The sequence below is a fragment of the Pannonibacter phragmitetus DSM 14782 genome, from assembly GCF_000382365.1.
Classification (GTDB): Bacteria; Pseudomonadota; Alphaproteobacteria; order Rhizobiales; family Stappiaceae; genus Pannonibacter; species Pannonibacter phragmitetus.
In genome coordinates, this window is the sequence record NZ_KB908218.1 from 169,033 (window position 1) to 188,118 (window position 19,086).

The following is a 19,086-nucleotide window of genomic DNA, read 5'->3' on the forward strand; positions in this document are numbered from 1 at the left end:
AGTCGAGCGCTAACTTGCTCCCGTGCTGCCGCCAGGCACTGGGAGGAATAGCAGGTGACGGAACCGTTCAAGCCGCTCGAAGGCATCCGCATCGTCGAGATGAGCCACATGATCATGGGGCCGTCCTGCGGCATGTTCCTTGGCTTTCTTGGTGCCGAAGTGATCAAGGTCGAGCCGCCGGAGGGCGACAAGACCCGCTATCTGTCCGGTATGGGCCGCCCCATGTTTCCGCTTTTCAATCGCGGCAAGAAGTCGGTCCAGCTTGATCTGGCCAGCGGGAGCGGACAGGCCGCGCTCCGCAAGCTTCTGTCCAGCGCCGACGTCTTCATTGAGAATTTCCGCGACCAGTCGCTGGCAAAAATGGGCGCGGACGGCGAGATGCTGCGGCGCGAATTTCCCGGGCTGATCGTTGCCTCGCACAAGGGCTTCCTGCGCGGCCCCTATCAGGACCGCACGGCGCTGGATGAGGTCGTCCAGATGATGACGGGCCTTGCCTACATGACCGGGCCGTCTGGCCGCCCGTTGCGGGTCGGGTCTTCGGCGAATGACATCATGGGCGGGCTTTTTGGCGCCTTTTCGGTTCTGGCTGCGCTGCTGGAGCGCAAGGAAACCGGCAATGGCCGCAATCTGCGCATCGGTCTGTTCGAAAATTGCCTGCTGCTTGTTGCCCAGCACATGGTCCAGTTCGAACTCGAAGGCACGTCACCGCCACCGATGCCGGAACGGGATTTTTCCTGGCCCGTCTATGACATCTTCGACACTTCGGATGGAAAACAGGTTTTCGTCGGTGCCGTGACCGAGGGCCAGTGGGCCACGCTTTGCACGTTTCTGGGTCTGCAGGAGCTGCTGGACGACCCTCGCCTGCAGACGCGCATGGACCAGATCACCGCCCGCAGCTGGACCATACCCGTCGTTGCCAGCGCCATCGCCACCCATGATGCGGAAAGTCTCGGCAGGCAATTCGAGGCGCTAGGCATCCCCTATTCGCCGATCGCCAAGCCTGCCGACATGTATGACGATCCGCATGTGATGCGACCGGGCGGGCTTGCCACATCCCGCATGCCGGACGGCTCGACCTTCCGCGCTCCGTCCCTGCCGTTCGAGGTGGATGGCGAAATGCTGACCGGTGGCGGCGACCTGCAAAGGGTTGGGCAGGATACGGAGACGGTTCTGGCCGGGCTCGGCCTGGATGCGGCAGAGATCATCGCCGCCCGCGGCAAGGCAAAGGAGCGGGCAGCATGACGCGGCTGCGCGATGTCTATCCTGCCGGGCAGGTGGTGCTGCGGGAAGTCGGGCTGCGCGACGGGTTGCAGCTCGTGAAGTCCTATCCTTCGACGGCGGCCAAGATCGAATGGATCAACCGTGAGTACGCGGCGGGCGTGCGCAATTTCGAGGTTGGCTCCTTCCTGCCGGCCTCACGCTTCCCGCAGTTTGCCGATGTGCAGGAGGTGCTGGCTGCAGTGAAGGCCCTGCCCGGCGCCCATGCGGTTGGTCTCGTCCTCAATGACCGGGGCGCGGATGATGCGCTGGCAGCCGGGGTTGACGAGATCATGTGCGTTGTCTCGGCAACCGAAGCGCATTCGCAGGCCAACACCCGCCGCAGCCGCGCCGAAGCCATTGCCCATGTGAAGCGGATTTGCGCGCTGCGCGATCAAAGCCGCCACCGGCCACTGGTCAATGCCGGCATTGCCATGGCCTTCGGCTGTTCGATCACGGGGGCGGTCGATCCGGAAGAGGTGGCTGGCCTTGCCGGGGCGCTGTTCGAGGCTGGTGCCGATATTGCCGGGCTGGCCGATACGGTCGGCTTTGCCGGACCGGATCAGGTGGCGGCATTGGTCAAGCGTACGCGCAGCATTGCAGGGGGCCGCGAAGTTGCGATCCATCTGCACGACACCCGCGGCATGGCCATGGCCAATGCGTCGGCGGCTCTCGATGCAGGCTGCCGTATTCTCGACGGGTCGCTCGGGGGGCTGGGAGGCTGCCCCTTTGCGCCCGGCGCCACCGGCAACGCCGTGTTTGAAGATCTAGTTTTCCTGTGTGAATCCAAGGGTTTTGCCACGGGCATCGACCTCGGGAAGCTGATCGGGGTCCGGGAGATTCTTGAACGGGAAATGCCTTTAGAAACGCTGCACGGCCAGCTGGCCCGCGCAGGGCTGCCCCATGCCGCCGGAGCAGGGGCAATGTAAGCCTGAGATAAACAGGTCAAACCGGGAGGAAACGATGATGACCAGAACATTCCTTGCAACGCTGTTCGCAGCAACAGCCATGACAAGCGCAGCAAGTGCTGCGGAACTGATGCGCTGCAGCCATCAGCTGCCGCCGGGCCACCACATCGCTGAAGTCGTCGATCGATGGGCGGCAGAAGTGGAAACCCTGTCCAACGGCGAGATCGACGTGCAGGTTTTCGGGGCTGACAGCCTCGTGAAGGCGAATGACAACATTCTTGCCGTTGCGCGGGGCGAGATTGAATGCGCCTTCTCGCTGAACTTCCAGTGGGGCAAGACCCTGCCCCTGATGAACGTCACGATTGGCCCCTACACTATGTCCTCCATCGAGGCCTGGAAGAAGTGGCCGGACTCGGAAGCTGCGGCCTATCTTGAAGGCAAGCTCCTCGACAAGGGCGTGAAGAACATCGCATGGATGTTCCAGACCAATGTCAGCGTCTTCACGTCCAAGGGCAAGGCACTGATGAAGCCCGACGATTTCAAAGGCCTGAAGATGCGCGGGCTTGGGCCTGCATTCGACCGTGGCCTGACAGCCATGGGTGCCTCGACCGTGTCGCTGCCCGGCAGTGAGGTCTATCAGGCGCTGGCAACCGGCGTGATCGATGCTGCGGTGACGGATGTCGCAGCGGCCTATTCACGCCGCTACTACGAAGTGCAGGACCACATGACGGTGGTGCCTGTTCTCGCAGCCTATCTGCACGGCTACGTGACGCCATCCTGGTATGAGGGCCTGTCTGACACCCAGAAGACAGCGATTGACGAAGCGGGCAAGAAGGCTGCCATCTGGGCAATTGAAGCGTCCGAGAAAGCTTCCGCCGATGCGCCGAAGCAGCTGGAGGAGAAGGGCGTGACCGTCCACATCGCCACCAGCGAAGAGAACGAAGCCTTCCGGGCGGCGATGCAGCCTGCATTTGAAGAGGGCTTTGCGGCCGAGACCGGCGAGGAAGGCCGTGAACTTCTGGCGCTGATTGCAAAGATTCAGTAGCGCCAATGAAGGGTCCTGCTGAAAGGGAGGGAGGGGCAATCGCCTCTTCCTCACCTGCAGACCGCTTCGCCGCCGCGATTGCCGGCGCGGGAGGTCTCGTAAGCTCCGTCCTGATCCTGGTGGTGCTGGTGATCACCGCCGCCGGCGTCTGGATGCGATACGTGATTGGCCAGCCTATTGCCGGTATCGAGGAAGCGACCGGCTTTTTCGTCGTGGCTATCGTCATGTTCGGTGCGGCGGAAGCCTCACGCAGGGGGGATCATATCCGCATCGACATGATCCTGGACAAGGCCCCGCCCCGGCTGCGCCGCTGGCTTGATGTCTGGGCAGAGCTTTCGGTGCTGGTCTTTTCGGCTGCGCTGCTGGTGACCGCCTGGCACACGGTATCGTTCTCGCGCCGTTTCGGCGCCTATTCACCCGGCTATCTCGAACTGCCCATGTGGATTCCGCAATCGGCGATGATCGCTGGCGGCGTCCTGATCTCGCTGGTGTGCCTCGCGCGCCTCTTCATTCTCCTGCGTGGAGGCAGGACATGACCCTCGTCATCCTGGGCTCGCTGATCGTCCTGCTTCTGACCGGCATGCCGATCTTTGCCGCTCTCGGTCTCACCTCGCTCGCCATTCTCTGGGTTTTCGAGGGCAAGGTCTGGGCGATGGCCGACACGGTCTTTGCATCCCTCAACAATCCCCTGCTCGCCACAATCCCGATGTTCGCCTTCATGGCGCATGTGATGATCAAGGCGAAGGTCGTCGATGATCTCTACGAGATGTCGAACAAGCTGGTCGGCCACGTCAAGGGCGGGCTCGGCTTTGCAACGATCCTCTGCTGCACGATCTTTGCCACGATTTCGGGTTCGTCCGTGGCCACCGCGCTCACCATCGGCACCACCGCCATCCCGCAGATGCAGCGTTTCGGCTACCGCCCGCGCGATACCTACGGAATCATCGCAGCCGGCGGCACGCTGGGCATCCTGATCCCGCCATCAAGCCCGATGATCCTTTATGCCGTCGTCACCAATGCCTCGATCGGCGGTCTGTTCCTCGCCGGCATTTTGCCCGGCCTGCTGATCGCGATCTTCTTTGCAGTCTTTTCCTGGATTCAGGCAAACGCCCATGGCGAGACGCAGACGCAGGACTGGCCAGGGACGCGCGCGGTCCTTGCTGCCTTCTGGAAGTCGATCTGGGCAGTCATGATGCCACCGGTTATTCTGGGCGGCATCTATTTCGGCATCTTCACCGCCGCAGAAGCGGCAGCCGTGGGGGCCGTCTATGCGCTGCTCGTCGCTGTCCTCGTCTACCGGAACGTGTCGCTCCGCGATCTTGGCGAATGCGTGTGGGAGACCATGCGCACCTGCGCCATGCTGTTCATGATCATCGCGGCTGCCGGCATGTTCGGTCATGCGATCACCATCATCCGGCTGCCGGCTGAGGTGATGGAAACCGTGGCTGCGCTCGAACTGTCGCAGACCGGCTTCATTCTGGCCGTCATGATCGCGATCTTCATCCTGGGCATGTTCCTCGAGACGATTGCCATCATCCTGATCACGACACCGATCATCCTGCCTGCAATGACCGCCCTCGGTATTGACCCGATCTGGTACGGCATCATGCTGATGATCAACCTCGAACTGGCCCTGATCACGCCGCCAGTCGGCATGAATCTTTTTGTCCTCAAGGGGATCACGGGCGCACCGCTGATCCAGATCATGCGCGGTGCTGCGCCCTATGTCGGCATCCTGATCTTAGGTCTCTTCATCGTCTGGCTGTTTCCGCAGCTGGCGCTCTGGCTGCCGCAGCAATCCGGCTTTGGGAGCTAGGCGGAGACTTTCCCGTTTCTGCCGTGATGAAGAAGATCCATGGCACTGGCCGCGTCCTGCGGCCAGTGCCGGACAGCACCTGTGGAAGGGGCTGGCGCAGAGCCGTCAAATCGTCTTATTCTGGTGGTCCCTCCATTCAGGGTGCAGACCGTGTGCTGCGCCTTGCCCTTGCCGGTCTGTCCGGCCCGGACCATCTCATGTCTTTCGTCCTGCAGCTGCCCCGTCAGGCAGTCCTCATTCTGCTGCTCGTCTTTTTCGGCGCGCTGTGCACCTCTTCGCTCATTCCGGCGATGGGCTATTTCATCGTCGAGGGCTTGAAGCAGGAGCCCTGGCAGATCGGCCTCTACACCGGGCTCGTGGCGCCGCTGACCATGGTGGTGAACCGGACCTTTGGTGAAAAGCTGGATGGCGCGGTGGCGGTGAAGCCGCTGCTGCTGATCTCAATCCTGGCCTATATGGCGATGGCCCTGCTGCTTGCGGCCATTCCGGATTTTCTGGTGCTGGTGCTTGCCGGTGCGCCGATCATGGCGGTGGCCAATGGCGCGACCTCGACCGAATTCACCTATGGCCGCCTCTATGCGGAGCGGACCGGCCTTGATATTGCCGAGTATAACGCCTGGCTGCGCATGGTGGTGTCGCTAGCTTGGGTCATCGGGCCGTCCATGACCTTCATTCTATTTGATCTTGCCGGCTTCCGGGTGGCCTATCTGATTTCGGCAGGCTTTGCGGTGATCTGGCTTGTGCTGTGGCATCTAGGCGTGCCTGGGGACTTCCGCGCGCCGCAGCGCCAGCGCGGCGCAGCTGGGCTGGAGGGCATCGACTGGCCCATCCTGCTGGCGGCTTTCACCTGTACGCTTTTTGCCGTTGGCAATGTGCTCTTCACCGCCGCGATGCCGCTCTATTATGTCAAGGAAGTGGGCTTGCCCGGCTATACGCCCGGCCTGTCACTGTCTTTCAAGTGCATCGTCGAGGTGATCGCAATCTTCCTTGCCGCACGCATTGCCGCGCGCTTCGGCTCAAGGACAGTGCTCTACGGCGCTTCGCTGCTCGCTGTGGTCACCTTCCTGCTGTTCACCCAGATCAGCAGCGTGCTGCATGTGGTGATCCTCTCGGCCATAGAGGGGCTTTACTATGGCCTTTTCGCCGGGGTCGCGATTTCCTTCGTGCAGAGCTATGCCCCGGACAAGCCGGGACGGGCCACCGCGCTCTACATGAACGGGCTGTTTCTCGGCTCCTTCATCGGCTCGGTTTCGATGGGCCTGATTGCCAGCGCCTTTGATTTCCGGACCGTTGTCTTCGTGGCAGCCGGCAGCGGCCTTGCCGTGCTGGTGGCCCTCAGCCAGCTGCGACCGCCGCGCAGCGCGACCTGAAGCGCCGGTGCTGCCTCAGCCGCCGTAACCGGAAATGAGACGCCGGGCCTCGGCGTTGACGGCCGCTTCCGTTGCCGCATATTCGCCCTGCCGCTGCATCAGACGGAAACGCAGGTCCTGGATATCGAACCGGCCATCGCTGATCCGGTCGCGGAGGCGGTCTGCCTTCTGGCGGCAGGCGTTGCGCTCTTCGGGACTGCCGGAGCCGCAATCGAGCCGTGACAGGTCGAAGCGGGCGCTGTCTGTAGAGGATTCCAGATACCGCAGGCGGGATTCGACATTTTCGACCTCCCGCCGGGCGGAATAGATGCGGTTGCCGAGCTGATAGGCATATTCAAACTGACCGGCCAGAGCAGGCGGGCAGATGTCCCCCTTGCTGTCGCCCTGCCGGCCAATGTTGAAACCATTGAGCGGAGTGCAATAAATCTGCACACCCTCCTGCCAGCCGGACTGGTAGGCCGCCGGATCAGGGGAAATGCCATATTGGCCGCAGTCTTCCGCCACCTTGGAGATGCGATTGGCCGCATGGCCGGACGCAGCATCAGCCCGGCCCAGCGCGCGCCAGTCCCCGGCCTGACACTGTTCCTTTGAAACCGTGTCGCAGCCGCCCAAAAGCAGCGCAATGCCCATGGCCGCAGCGGCCCCCAGCCAGAATTTCATGCAATGCCTCCCCTAGATGCCCAGACCAGAGTGATACGCCTTGCCGGTGAGAACCGGAAGTCCGGTTTCCGGCAAATTATGGGTCAAATATCAGGAAATGGCCGGGATACGCCCCGCCTTGGCATCGGCAATGGCTGCGGCAAAGGCAGTGGCAAAGCTTGTCCGGTCCGGCGGATTGAGGAAGTCGCCGATGCCTATGGTGTCACCGCGTGCGCTCAAGGTAATCCGGGTGACGCCTTCATCTTCAAGCCGCGTCATCGAAAGCCGCACCCAGAACGGGTTAAAACGGTATTCCTGCCGCTGACGGCCCGGCCCGATCTTGCGGACGACAATCTCGTGCGCACTGACCGTCACTTCCTCGCAGCGGTTGGCCGCCGCATAGTTCAGCCGGAAAGCCACCCAGACCAGCAGCACATCCAGCCCGAAGAAACCGAAGACCGGCCATGCGCCGATGGAGAGGAACAAAAGCCCGGCGGCGAAACAGACCGCCCCCGTGGCCAGCATCAGCACCAGAAAACCCTTCGGCCCCAGCGAGCGGTGCGGCGTCAGCACGGCAGCAAAGAGCGGACGCTCGCCCGGCGCCAGCGCCGCGTCATCAGGACCGTCAGGATTGCTCTTGGTGCCGCTCATGAGAAAGCTTTATAGAGGATGCATGACGCAAGCAAAGATCACAAAAGCACCAAAAAAGGGCAAGACCGCTGCTGCGGCGGCGAAAGCGCCCGCTCCGGCGCGGCGCAAGAAGGCCGCGCCCCGCTACTCGAAGGCCGAAATCCACGCGATCTTCGACCGGTTCCACACCGAAAATCCGGAGCCCAAGGGCGAACTGGATCATGTGAATGCCTTCACGCTTCTGGTTGCCGTGGTCTTGTCCGCGCAGGCGACGGACGTGGGCGTGAACCGGGCGACGAAGACCCTTTTCCGTATCGCCGATACGCCGGAGAAGATGCTGGCGCTGGGCGAGGACCGGGTGCGCGAGGAGATCCGCACCATCGGCCTGTTCAAGACCAAGGCGAAGAATGTCATCGCCTTGTGCGAACAGCTGCTGCGTGATCACGGCGGCGAGGTTCCGGAAAGCCGCGAGGCGCTGGAGGCGCTGCCCGGCGTTGGCCGAAAGACGGCGAATGTGGTGCTGAACATGGCCTTTGGCCATCCGACCATTGCGGTGGACACGCATCTGTTCCGCCTGGGCAACCGCATCGGCATTGCTCCCGGCAAAACGCCGCTGGCGGTGGAACTGGCGATGGAGAAGATCGTGCCGGCCGAATATGGGCTGCACGCCCATCACTGGCTGATCCTGCATGGCCGTTACATCTGCAAGGCCCGCAAGCCGGAATGCGCGCGCTGCCTGATCTATGACCTGTGCAAGAGCCATGAGAAGGTGCCGATGGATGCGGTGCCGGACATTGCGCTGCGCACGGCGGCGGAGATTGCCGCAAGACAGGCCGGGGCAGAAGCACAGGCCGGGATACAGGCAGGGGCACTTGCGGCATCATGAAAGTCCCGGACTGTCCGCAGCTTTCCTTCCGTCCGTTCGAGCTTTCCGACGCTGAGTTCCTCATGCGGCTGATGAACGATGCCGCGTTCATCGAACACATCGGCGACAGGGGTGTGAAGCGGATCGAGGATGCGCGAAATTACATCCGCAGCGCCATCCGCCCGGCCTACCGGCGCGGCGGTTTGGGTTTCTGGGTGATTTCGGACAAGGCCAGCGGCATGGATCTGGGCATGGCGGGGCTGACCAGGCGCGACAATCTGGATCTGCCGGATCTCGGCTATGCCCTGCTGCCGGAGGCGCGCGGACAGGGACACGCCCTGGCGGCCTCCCGGGCCGTACTTGCCTATGGCTTTGGAACGCTGGCCCTGCCGCGCATTCTCGCCATCACCAGCCCGCAAAACGGGGCGTCAAACAGCCTGCTGGCCCGCCTCGGCTTTGATGTGGCCGTGCAGGATTACCGCCTGCCGAACGCGCCGGGACGGCCGCAACTGCTGCATTGCCTGGACAGGAAAAGCTGGGAGCGCGCGGCCTGAAAGATCAGGCTGCGCCTTTCGGACGCACGCGCACCACCACGTCGATACGCACGATCTCCATGCCCTCGGGGGCCTGGGGAACACGGCCGATGCCGATGCCATCATGCGGAATGTCAACGACCCGGTTCTCACCTTCCACGAAGAAGTGATGGTGATCATGGACGTTGGTGTCGAAATAGGTCTTGGTGCCGTCAATGGCAACTTCCCGCAGCAGCCCGGCTTCGGTGAACTGGTGCAGGGTGTTGTAGACCGTGGCCAGCGACACCGGCACGGAAGCGCGGACCGCCTCCTCATGCAGGATTTCCGCAGAGATGTGGCGGTGGCCCTTGGAATAGAGCAATTCAGCAAGAGCGACACGCTGACGCGTCGGGCGCAGCCCGGAATCGCGCAGCATTTCAGTCACATCATGGCTGTGGTGGTGGTCGGCGTGATCGGGCGCGGTCATGTCTGACTTTGGATCTCTGTCTCGTCGGCCAGCCTCAGCGGCGGAACCTAGTGCTATTCATAGGCATTCGCAGCGCGGTGCTTTGAAGGCCTGTCCTGATGGTCTCTATGGCCCTTTGTAGGGGACTTTTTCATATCAACAATTCAATTTTGCCATTTCTTGGACCGCGAATGCAAGTTTTTCCTTGAATTGCCGGTCAAATGTCCTCCCGGCAGCGTGATGAGACGGCTCCGGCAGGCCACAAAAGTGGCTGTCCATGCTCCGGTCAGGCCCGCCGCGGACCGCACCGGGCCCTCTGGAAAGGCACCAGCCGCAAATGACGCAGCGATATCCTTGCCTTCAGGCCGCGCTTTCGGCTCTCTTGTGCGTTTGGTGATCTTTCGAAGCTGCACCTGCTGTGTTAGGAAGGCCTCGAACACATGACTGCAGAACCGCCTGCCCATGCGGCAGAAAATGCAAGCCTCAGCGGGCGGGCAAACAAGAAGATAAACGGGAACGGAATGACCGAACGGCGCTCGAGCTACGAATATGAAGACCTCCTTGCCTGTGCACGCGGGGAATTGTTCGGACCCGGCAACGCGCAGCTGCCGCTGCCGCCCATGCTGATGTTCGACCGGATCACGGAGCTTTCCGAGACCGGCGGCGAGTTTGACAAGGGCTTTGCGCGCGCCGAATTCGACATCAATCCGGACCTGTGGTTCTTCCCCTGCCACTTCCAGGGCAATCCGGTGATGCCGGGCTGCCTCGGCCTTGATGCCCTGTGGCAGCTGACCGGTTTCTACCTTGGCTGGCTTGGCCTCGAGGGCAAGGGCATGGCCCTGTCCACCGGCGAGGTGAAGTTCAAGGGCATGGTCACGCCGTCGGTCAAGAAGGTCGAGTATGGCGTCGATTTCAAGCGCATCATGAAGGGCAAGCTCGTGCTCGGCATCGCGGATGGCTGGCTGAAGGCCGATGGCGAGCAGATCTACAAGGCGACCGACCTGCGGGTTGGCCTCGCCAAGACCTGATACCATATCAGCCCATGGGTGCGGCTTGCCCGCGCCCATCCAACATCTGACGAATGAGTTTGCTGCCGCGCCGCCGCGCGCATGGGCAGCCTGGAAAGACAGGAGACCGCGATGAGGCGGGTGGTTGTTACCGGCATGGGTATCGTGTCCTCGATTGGCGACACGGCTCAGGAGGTTCTGGAGAGCCTGCAGGCGGGCCGTTCCGGCATCGTCAAGGCGCAGGAATACGCCGATCTCGGCTTCCGCTGCCAGGTGCACGGCGCTCCGAAGCTCAACCCCTTCGAGGCGCTGGACCGCCGCACCACCCGTTTCATGGGTCAGGGCGCCGCCTGGAACTACATCGCCATGCAGCAGGCGATTGCCGATGCAGGCCTTGAGGACAGCGACGTTTCCAACGAGCGCACCGGCATCATCATGGGCTCTGGCGGCCCGTCCACCTCTGCCATCGTGGAAGCGGCGGATATCACCCGCACGAAAGGCCCGAAGCGCATCGGACCGACGGCTGTGCCCAAAGCCATGTCGTCGACCAACTCGGCGACGCTGGCCACCCCGTTCAAGATCCGCGGCGTGAACTATTCCATCTCCGCAGCCTGCGCCACCACCAACATCTGCATCGGCAATGCGGCCGAGCTGATCCAGTGGGGCAAGCAGGACATCGTCTTTGCCGGCGGCGGCGAGGAACTGGACTGGACGCTCTCCTCCCTGTTCGACGCCATGGGCGCCATGTCGTCCAAGTACAACGAGACACCGTCCACCGCCTCGCGCCCCTATGACGCCAACCGCGACGGTTTCGTCATTGCCGGCGGTGCCGGTGTGCTGGTTCTGGAAGAGCTTGAGCACGCCAAGGCGCGCGGTGCCAAGATCTATGCCGAGATCGTGGGTTATGGCGCAACCTCTGACGGTTACGACATGGTGGCTCCCTCGGGTGAGGGCGCCGAGCGCTGCATGCGCCTTGCCCTGTCCACCGTGGACCTGCCGGTGGACTACCTCAATCCGCATGCCACTTCCACGCCGGTGGGTGACATCAAGGAGATCGAGGCGATCCGTGCCGTGTTCGGCGACAAGATCCCGCAGATTTCCGCCACCAAGGCCCTTTCGGGCCACTCCCTGGGAGCGGCAGGCGTGCATGAAGCGATCTATTCGATCCTGATGATGCAGCACAATTTCATCGCGGCCTCGGCCCATATCGAAACCATTGATCCCGCCTTCGCGGATATGCCGATCGTGCGCGAGCGCGTCGACAACGCCAAGCTTGATTGCGTTCTGTCCAACGGCTTCGGTTTTGGCGGCACCAACGCCTCCGTGGTTTTCAAACGATACGCTTAAACAGATTGATTGCCGGCGCGCCGGGGGCTTTCGAGAAGCCTTCCGGCCGCCTCATGAGCAGTCCGACAGGAGTTTTTTATGGAAGGGCTGATGAAGGGCAAGCGCGGGCTTGTCATGGGTGTCGCCAATGACCACTCCATTGCATGGGGCATTGCCAAGACCCTTGCCGCACATGGCGCCGAGATGGCCTTCACCTATCAGGGTGAGGCTTTCGGAAAGCGCATCAAGCCACTGGCCGAGTCCATCGGCTCCAGCATCCTGCTGCCCTGCGACGTGGAAGACATTGCTTCCGTCGACAACGTCTTTGATGTGCTGAAGGAAAAGTGGGGCAAGATCGATTTCCTCGTTCATGCCATTGCTTATGCGGACAAGACCGAGCTGCGCGGCCGCTATGCGGACACCAGCCGTGACAATTTCAGCAAGGCACTGCTGATTTCCTGCTTCTCCTTCACCGAAATCGTGAAGCGTGCAGCAGCCATCATGCCGGACGGCGGTTCCGTGGTGACGCTGACCTATGGCGGCTCCACCCGCGTCATGCCGAACTACAACGTCATGGGCGTTGCCAAGGCGGCACTGGAATCCTCCGTGCGCTACCTGGCGATGGACTATGGCGAGCAGGGTATTCGCATCAACGCGATTTCCGCCGGCCCCGTGCGCACGCTCGCCGGTTCGGTCATCTCGGATTCGCGCCTGATGTACAATTTCCAGAAGCGCCATTCGCCGCTGGCCCGCACCGTGACGCTGGACGAGATCGGCGGCTCGGGCCTCTATCTTCTGTCCGAACTTTCCGGCGGCGTGACCGGCGAGATCCACTTCGTCGACAGCGGCTACAACATCGTCTCCATGCCGCGTCTCGACGAGCTGAAGCGTCAGGACCGCAGCGACGACTGATCGTCCTGTCACAGGATTCACGTGAAACAGTCTCGTGAAACAGCAAAGGGGCCCGCGCGGCCCCTTTGTCATGTCGGCTGCTGAACGCGCTGCATCCGGTCAGTTGCTGATTTTCTCGTTGGGATAGACGCCGAAGAGCCGGACCTGCTCCACCCAGCCGTCATACCCACGGCCCTGAACACGGCACCAGGTGCCATTGCAGGACTTGATGTCCGTCAGCACCTTGGGCGCCAGATAGGCCCTGATGGCCGCCTCCGGACGCGGCTCCACATGCAGGGGCGTGTTCTCGCTTTGCTCCCATGGCGTCACGAGCGCCGTCCGGCGCGACGAGAGCAGGGTGTGGAACAGCCAGCCTTCCTTGCCTTCCCAATCGCGCACACGGCGCCAGTTCTCGAATTCCTGCGTGATTTCCACCGGCAGGCCGCCCTGAACATAGGTCCAGGATACCTCATGCTCGCGCGATGGGCCCATGCGCACATTTGCCCGGTCAGACTTGATGCTGACGAAACGGGGAAGCGGCAGGCCGGTAGAGCCGGTCTGGGCGGTCTGCGCCAGAACCTGCGGCGCAACGAGCACCAGCGCCGCGGCAGCGGCGGCCAGCAGCCGGAGTTTGCGGGCTATCGTGCCGGACAGGGTCTGATCAAACCGGGTCATGCCGTCCTCATTCACCTCTTCTGCGTTCCCTTTAGCGAAAGCCACCCCCCGTGGCCAGATGCAGCGGTGCGGTTTTGTCCCTCAATCGCCATCTGCGGCCTTCCGCCCCCGACCAAGGTCGATACTGGCCGAAGGGCTGGTCCCCTTGTTTCTCGCAGGCCATCTGATAAGGAAAACAGGAGCGAACCGCCATGCGGGGATACCGCACGGTGAGAACCTAGGTCCGTTAGGGTTAAAGCACCCTCAACGCAACGCAGAAGGCTAGTGGCATGGGCAAGAAGAAGCCTTTGGTTGTCGTGACGCGCAAGCTTCCCGATGTGGTCGAGACGCGGATGCGAGAGCTGTTCGAAACCCGCCTCAACGAAAGCGACCGGCCGATGACGCAGGCCGAGCTGGTGGAGGCCGTGCGGACGGCGGACGTGCTGGTACCCACCGTGACGGACCGGATTGACGCTGCCGTTCTGTCCCAGGCCGGGCCAAACCTCAAGCTCATCGCCAACTTCGGCAATGGCGTCGACAACATCGACGTGGTCAGCGCCAACAACCGCGGCATCAACGTTACCAACACGCCGGGGGTGCTGACCGAAGACACCGCCGACATGACCATGGCGCTGATCCTCGCCGTGCCGCGCCGGATCGCGGAAGGCATGAAGGTCATGGAAAAGGGTGAATGGACCGGCTGGTCGCCCACCTGGATGATGGGCCGCCGCATCTGGGGCAAGCGCCTCGGCATCATCGGCATGGGCCGGATCGGTCAGGCCGTTGCCCGCCGCGCCAAGGCCTTCGGCATGTCGATCCACTATCACAACCGCCGCCGCCTGCATTCGGACATCGAGGATGCGCTGGAGGCGACCTACTGGGACAGCCTCGACCAGATGCTGGCCCGGATGGACGTCGTGTCCGTCCACTGTCCGCACACCCCCGGCACCTTCCATCTGCTTTCGTCCCGCCGCCTGAAGCTGATGAAGAAGGACGCCTATGTGGTGAACACGGCCCGTGGCGAAGTGATCGACGAAACCGCGCTGATCCGCCAGCTGGAGTCAGGCGATCTGGCCGGCGCGGGCCTCGACGTGTTCGAGCACGAGCCTGCAGTGAACCCGAAGCTGGCGCAAATGCCGAACGTGCTGCTGCTGCCGCATATGGGCTCGGCCACCATCGAGGGCCGCATCGAAATGGGCGAGAAGGTCATCATCAACATCAAGACCTTCATGGACGGCCACCGCCCGCCCGACCGCGTCCTGCCCTCGATGCTCTGAGGAGCGGTACAGGATACGAAAAGAGGCCGGATAGGATGCTCTCCGGCCTTTTTGTTGGCTGTGATCCGCCACGCGGGTGCGGTGCTGAAAGGGGGCAACCGCTGCCGTATTCGTCATGCCATGACTTGATCATGGCATCCATTCCCTTGCCGCACACGCACAGAAAATTGAAATGCGGCGCGAAGGAAAACGTTTATTTTTCAAAGGCATGACTTGCAGTTGGCGTCACGGTATGGATGCCATGATCAAGTCATGGCATGACGGAGAGAGAAGAGAGAAGCCTGCGCAAGGCACAACTCTCCAGCCCCTTATTCCCCCGCAGGCTCGTATTTTTTCCAGAGGGCGCTGTCCCCCATCTTGGCGATGAAAGCCGCGTGGGCGGCCTTTTCGTCCTCTGTCAGCCGTGGTGCCAGCGGCTGGGGCCGGGGGCGGGCGGGGGCTGCCACAAGCGGGCCGCCGGAGGCATCGTCAGAGCTGCCGGACTTGCGTTCCGCCTCATCCATGAGCCCCAGCGCCGTCTGGCGGCCACCCAGCAGCTCCAGATAGACTTCCGCCAGCAGCTCACTGTCGAGAAGCGCGCCGTGCTTGGTGCGGCGGGAATTGTCGATGCCGAAACGCGAGCACAGCGCATCCAGCGAATAGGGGCCGGAGGAAAATTTCCGCCGCGCCATGGCCAGCGTATCGAGCACCTGACTCTGCGGGATCGGCGGACGGCCGAGCCGCCCCAGTTCCATGTTAATGAAGCCCATGTCGAACGAGGCGTTGTGGATCACCAGTGTCGCATCGCCGACAAAGGCGAGAAAGTCATCCGCAACTTCCGCAAATTTCGGCTTGTCCGAGAGGAACTCGGTGGAGAGGCCGTGAACGGCGAAGGCACCTTCCGGCACATCCCGTTCCGGGTTGATGTAGACGTGGAAGGTGCGGCCCGTGGCGACATGATTGATCAGTTCCACACCGCCGATTTCCACCAGCCGGTCGCCGCTGCGCGGGTCAAGGCCCGTGGTTTCGGTATCGAAGGCAATCTCGCGCATGGCTGTCTGTCATCCTGATGCACCGGCATCTGCCAGTATTCCGGGGCGAGTGTGGGAACGGACGGGGCAAGGCGCAAGGCTTTCCTAGGCTTTTCCCCGGTCGCTTGGCCGTTTGCGCCCAAGCTTTACCGGTCAGGCTTTTCCGGAAAGCGCGCGGATGACCGAACGGACCGCCCGTCGCGCCGGGTCCAGGCCGGAACCGGTCTCAATGATGAAATGCGCCCTTCGGCGCTTGTCCGCATCCGGCATCTGGCGGGCGAGGATGGCATCAAGCCGCTGTGCCGTCATGCCGGGGCGGGCGAGGGCCCGCTCGCGCTGAACCTCGGCGGGGGCAGACACGACAACCACCGCATCCATCCGCCGTTCGCCGCCGGTTTCGAACAGCAGCGGAATGTCCAGCACCACCATGCGGCGGCCTTCCGCCCTTGCCATGGCGAGAAAGTTCGCTTCCTCCTCATGCACCAGCGGATGGATGATGGCTTCCAGCCTTGCGATGGCCTCCGGCTTGCCCAGCACCGCTTCGCCAAGGCGCGTGCGGTCCACCTTGCCATCCGCCGTGGTGCCGGGAAAGGCGGCCTCGATCAACGGCACGGCGCGCCCGGCGTAGAGCGCATGCACGGCGGCATCAGCGTCATGCACCGGCACGCCGGCCTCGGCGAACATCTTCGCGGTGGCCGACTTACCCATGGCGATGGACCCGGTGAGGCCGAGGCGGATCATTCCGTGACACCCAGATCCTTGAGGATGAGGCTGCGCAGCTCCGCATCCACCTCCGGCCGGATGCCGAACCAGCGCTCGAAGCCATAGACCGCCTGATGCAGCAGCATGCCGAGGCCATCCACTGTGGGATTGCCGCGCTCGGAAGCCGCCTTCAGCAGATCCGTCTGCAGCGGCGAGTAGACCGCATCCGTCACCAGCGCCGTGCGGGGCAGGGAGGCAAGATCGATTTCCAGCGGCGGCTTGCCGGTCATGCCCAGTGATGTGGTGTTGACGAGGACAGAGGCTTGTCCAAGCACTGTCCCCAGCTTGTCCCACCCGTGAGCCACAACAGCGGATCCGAAATGATCAGCAAGAATGCTGGCCTTTTCCTCGGTTCTGTTGACAACATGAACTTGTGTGAAGCCCCGCGACAACAGTGCCCAGATGACTGCACGCGCTGCGCCGCCCGCGCCCAGAACCACGGCGGTGCCGCCGGCCTTGTCCCAGCCCGGGGCCCACTGGTCGAGATTGCCCAGGAAGCCGAGCCCGTCGGTGTTGGCGCCCATCAGGCGGCCGTCTTCCAGCCAGAGGGTGTTGACGGCGCCCATGGCTTTGGCAGCAGGGTCCAGCCAGTCGCAAAGCCCGGCCACCAGCTCCTTGTGCGGCACGGTGACATTGGCGCCGGTGAGGCCTGCGGCGGCAAGATCCCGGTAGAAGGCTTCAGCCCCTTCAGGCTCGACGCCCACCCGGATATACTCCCCCTCAAGCCCGTGCTTCTTCAGCCAGTAGCCGTGAACGAGGGGCGAGCGGGAATGGGTGACAGGCCAGCCGGTGATGGCGGCGCGGCGGATGGCAGTCATGGATGGATTTCTCCCTTCTCCCGCAGGAATCCAAGAAGGGGCAGCAGCGGCAGCCCGAGAATGGTGAAATAATCGCCCTCGATCCGCTCGAACAGGCGGATGCCAAGGCCCTCCAGCTGATAGCAGCCGACGCTCGACAGGGCCGCAGACCCGGCCATCGCCAGATAGGCATCAAGCTCCGCAGCGCTCAAGGCGCGCATCTGCAGGCGGGCGGTGGAGATATGGCTCCAGAGCACCTCGCCACCTTTCGCCACAACCACGGACGAATGCAGCTCGTGCGTCTTTCCGGCGAGCAGCGCCAGCTGGGCGCGGGCGGCGGCAAGATCAGCGGGTTTGGTGAAGCGGGTGGAGCCGAGCCCCAGCACCTGATCGGCACCGATCACCAGATCACCGGGGCGGCGCAGCGCCACATCCAGCGCCTTGGCCTTGCCAAGAACAAGGGCGATTTCCTGCGGTTCGGCACCGGCCTCCAGCAGCGGGCGCTCGATCTCGCGCTCGTCCACGCCTGCCGGATCGACGGCAAAATCAAGCCCGGCATTGCGCAGAAGTGTCGCGCGGATGCTGCTGCCGCTGGCCAGAACAAGGGTCATATGGGGAATTCCTCCAGGCTTTCCGTCTTGATCTTGGAGTTTGTCAGGGAGAAGTGGGCACCGGTTTTCCCGAAAAGACAAACGAAAACAAAGAAACCAGCATCACTCAGGCTCGAATTGATCCTGACTGACGCTAGAAGCCGCCAGCTTCCCGGGCAGTCTGACGATGGCCCCGGAACAGCTCCATGATCTCGGCTGCAGTCTCTTCAATGGAGCGGCGCGTCACATCAATCAAGGGCCAGCCCTGTTCGACGCAAAGCCGGCGGGTCGCGGCAATCTCGCGGGCAATCTCCCGCCGGTCCACATAGGTGTCACCGTAGCCATCGGCATTCAGGGACAAAACCCGGTTCTGGCGGATCTGCTGGATACGCTCCGGCGAAGCGATAAGGCCGACGACCAGCGGATAGCGGAGGCCGAGAAGCTGGTCAGGCAGGGGAATGCCGGGAACAATCGGCACGTTGGCGCATTTGATTCCACGGTTGGCGAGATAGATGCAGGTGGGTGTCTTGGAAGTGCGCGAAATGCCGACAAGGACGATATCGGCCTCTTCCAGCTTTCCGGCGATCTGCCCGTCGTCATGCATCATGGTGTAGTTCAGCGCGTCGATCCGCTTGAAATATTCCGCATCCAGCGCGTGCTGGCCGCCAATGCGGCGGGTCAGCGGCACATTGAGATAGGCCTGGAAGACGGCAAAGACCGGGTCGAGAATGTTGACGAAAGGCACGCCGATTTCGCGGCAGAACCGTTCCAGACGGCCGGAAATCTCCGGATCGACGAGGGTGTAGAGCACGATCCCCGGCGCAGACTCGATCTGAGCCGTCACCCGGTCCAGCTGCTTGTGGCTGCGCACCAGCGGATAGAGATGCTCGATGGACTGCACATCGTCATACTGGACCGTCGCCGCCCGGGCGACTGTCATCAGCGTTTCGCCAGTCGAATCGGACACGAGATGGAGGTGAAAGTAGTGTGTCGACTTTCCCACAACAAAACCTCACCGCTGTTGACGGGCGGGGACAAGTCACCCTTGTGGCCCCTGGAAGCCAAAACTTATGCCCGCTGGCTCTATCTTCTTAACAGAGCGTAAATTTCCGGCAACCGGCGCCGAAACGGTTTCCCGCACATGTGGATTAACATGGGCCTGACTCGTTGCTGACAGGTTATCCACTCATGCCCAATTCCTTAAGAGATCCTTAAAAAATGGGCATGTCTCTGATTTCATTCAGGTAACAGGTTCCGTACAATT

General features: G+C 62.5%; 21 protein-coding genes. 12 read left to right on the plus strand and 9 right to left on the minus strand.

Annotated elements, in window-relative coordinates; genetic code table 11:
• The first annotated feature begins 54 nt into the window (after nucleotides 1-54).
• The 6 genes from H163_RS0109220 (at nucleotide 55) to H163_RS0109245 (ending at nucleotide 6,396) form a co-directional block, all read left to right on the plus strand.
• Entirely contained in the window at nucleotides 55-1,242 is a 1,188-nt protein-coding gene (locus H163_RS0109220; RefSeq protein WP_019964286.1) for a CaiB/BaiF CoA transferase family protein, read from the plus strand.
• Entirely contained in the window at nucleotides 1,239-2,186 is a 948-nt protein-coding gene (locus H163_RS0109225; RefSeq protein WP_019964287.1) for a hydroxymethylglutaryl-CoA lyase, read from the plus strand. The genes H163_RS0109220 and H163_RS0109225 overlap by 4 nt, the downstream gene beginning before the upstream one ends.
• Before the next feature lie 37 nt (nucleotides 2,187-2,223).
• Entirely contained in the window at nucleotides 2,224-3,210 is a 987-nt protein-coding gene (gene dctP, locus H163_RS0109230; protein ID WP_208975359.1) for a TRAP transporter substrate-binding protein DctP, read from the plus strand.
• Nucleotides 3,211-3,215: 5 nt separating this feature from the next.
• A complete protein-coding gene (locus H163_RS0109235; RefSeq protein ID WP_019964289.1) occupies nucleotides 3,216-3,746 on the plus strand; it encodes a TRAP transporter small permease in 531 nt (176 codons plus the stop codon).
• Nucleotides 3,743-5,026, plus strand: coding sequence for a TRAP transporter large permease (locus H163_RS0109240; protein WP_019964290.1), 1,284 nt, complete (start codon nucleotides 3,743-3,745; stop codon nucleotides 5,024-5,026). Before H163_RS0109235 ends, H163_RS0109240 begins: the two co-directional genes overlap by 4 nt.
• 197 nt (nucleotides 5,027-5,223) lie before the next feature.
• Nucleotides 5,224-6,396 (plus strand): MFS transporter, encoded by a 1,173-nt coding sequence (locus H163_RS0109245; protein ID WP_040678515.1) that lies wholly within the window; start codon nucleotides 5,224-5,226, stop codon nucleotides 6,394-6,396.
• 15 nt (nucleotides 6,397-6,411) lie between these two features.
• Here the strand turns inward: H163_RS0109245 and H163_RS0109250 are convergent, their stop codons facing one another.
• Together H163_RS0109250 and H163_RS0109255 are read right to left on the minus strand one after the other, a co-directional pair.
• Entirely contained in the window at nucleotides 6,412-7,056 is a 645-nt protein-coding gene (locus H163_RS0109250) for a DUF2799 domain-containing protein (protein ID WP_019964292.1), read from the minus strand.
• A gap of 90 nt (nucleotides 7,057-7,146) precedes the next feature.
• Nucleotides 7,147-7,686 (minus strand): DUF2244 domain-containing protein, encoded by a 540-nt coding sequence (locus H163_RS0109255; protein ID WP_019964293.1) that lies wholly within the window; start codon nucleotides 7,684-7,686, stop codon nucleotides 7,147-7,149.
• Between the two features lie 22 nt (nucleotides 7,687-7,708).
• Between H163_RS0109255 and nth the strand changes: the two genes are divergently transcribed.
• A complete protein-coding gene (nth, locus tag H163_RS22565; RefSeq protein WP_019964294.1) occupies nucleotides 7,709-8,551 on the plus strand; it encodes an endonuclease III in 843 nt (280 codons plus the stop codon).
• A complete protein-coding gene (locus H163_RS22570; RefSeq protein WP_019964295.1) occupies nucleotides 8,548-9,084 on the plus strand; it encodes a GNAT family N-acetyltransferase in 537 nt (178 codons plus the stop codon). The genes nth and H163_RS22570 overlap by 4 nt, the downstream gene beginning before the upstream one ends.
• Nucleotides 9,085-9,088: 4 nt before the next feature.
• Here the strand turns inward: H163_RS22570 and irrA are convergent, their stop codons facing one another.
• Nucleotides 9,089-9,529: an iron response transcriptional regulator IrrA gene (irrA, locus tag H163_RS0109270; RefSeq protein ID WP_019964296.1), complete on the minus strand. Its 441-nt coding sequence runs from the start codon at nucleotides 9,527-9,529 to the stop codon at nucleotides 9,089-9,091.
• Nucleotides 9,530-10,029: 500 nt separating this feature from the next.
• Here irrA and fabA point away from each other — a divergent pair, with 500 nt between their 5' ends.
• The 3 genes from fabA to fabI all read left to right on the plus strand — a co-directional run bounded on the left by fabA (nucleotide 10,030) and on the right by fabI (nucleotide 12,753).
• Nucleotides 10,030-10,536 (plus strand): 3-hydroxyacyl-[acyl-carrier-protein] dehydratase FabA, encoded by a 507-nt coding sequence (gene fabA / locus H163_RS0109275; RefSeq protein WP_026355663.1) that lies wholly within the window; start codon nucleotides 10,030-10,032, stop codon nucleotides 10,534-10,536.
• A gap of 111 nt (nucleotides 10,537-10,647) precedes the next feature.
• Nucleotides 10,648-11,862 (plus strand): beta-ketoacyl-ACP synthase I, encoded by a 1,215-nt coding sequence (gene fabB, locus H163_RS0109280; RefSeq protein ID WP_026355664.1) that lies wholly within the window; start codon nucleotides 10,648-10,650, stop codon nucleotides 11,860-11,862.
• A gap of 78 nt (nucleotides 11,863-11,940) precedes the next feature.
• Nucleotides 11,941-12,753, plus strand: a complete 813-nt coding sequence (gene fabI / locus H163_RS0109285; protein WP_019964299.1) for an enoyl-ACP reductase FabI — start codon at nucleotides 11,941-11,943, stop codon at nucleotides 12,751-12,753.
• 99 nt (nucleotides 12,754-12,852) lie between these two features.
• On the opposite strand, the gene H163_RS0109290 is transcribed toward fabI, so the two are convergent.
• Nucleotides 12,853-13,407: an SH3 domain-containing protein gene (locus H163_RS0109290; protein WP_050474025.1), complete on the minus strand. Its 555-nt coding sequence runs from the start codon at nucleotides 13,405-13,407 to the stop codon at nucleotides 12,853-12,855.
• A 269-nt stretch (nucleotides 13,408-13,676) separates the two neighbouring features.
• Between H163_RS0109290 and H163_RS0109295 the strand changes: the two genes are divergently transcribed.
• Nucleotides 13,677-14,663: a 2-hydroxyacid dehydrogenase gene (locus tag H163_RS0109295; protein WP_019964301.1), complete on the plus strand. Its 987-nt coding sequence runs from the start codon at nucleotides 13,677-13,679 to the stop codon at nucleotides 14,661-14,663.
• 308 nt (nucleotides 14,664-14,971) lie between these two features.
• Here the strand turns inward: H163_RS0109295 and dnaQ are convergent, their stop codons facing one another.
• The 5 genes from dnaQ to H163_RS0109320 all read right to left on the minus strand — a co-directional run bounded on the left by dnaQ (nucleotide 14,972) and on the right by H163_RS0109320 (nucleotide 18,825).
• Entirely contained in the window at nucleotides 14,972-15,694 is a 723-nt protein-coding gene (gene dnaQ, locus H163_RS0109300; protein ID WP_019964302.1) for a DNA polymerase III subunit epsilon, read from the minus strand.
• Nucleotides 15,695-15,826: 132 nt separating this feature from the next.
• A complete protein-coding gene (gene coaE / locus H163_RS0109305) occupies nucleotides 15,827-16,414 on the minus strand; it encodes a dephospho-CoA kinase (RefSeq protein WP_019964303.1) in 588 nt (195 codons plus the stop codon).
• The gene (locus tag H163_RS0109310) at nucleotides 16,411-17,253 is read right to left on the minus strand and encodes a shikimate dehydrogenase (RefSeq protein ID WP_019964304.1); all 843 of its coding nucleotides are present in this window, start codon (nucleotides 17,251-17,253) and stop codon (nucleotides 16,411-16,413) included. The genes coaE and H163_RS0109310 overlap by 4 nt, the downstream gene beginning before the upstream one ends.
• Nucleotides 17,250-17,843, minus strand: coding sequence for a Maf family protein (locus tag H163_RS0109315; protein WP_019964305.1), 594 nt, complete (start codon nucleotides 17,841-17,843; stop codon nucleotides 17,250-17,252). Before H163_RS0109315 ends, H163_RS0109310 begins: the two co-directional genes overlap by 4 nt.
• 133 nt (nucleotides 17,844-17,976) lie before the next feature.
• Complete coding sequence (locus H163_RS0109320) at nucleotides 17,977-18,825, minus strand: pyruvate, water dikinase regulatory protein (RefSeq protein ID WP_081625996.1); 849 nt, start codon at nucleotides 18,823-18,825, stop codon at nucleotides 17,977-17,979.
• Between the last annotated feature and the right edge of the window lie 261 nt (nucleotides 18,826-19,086).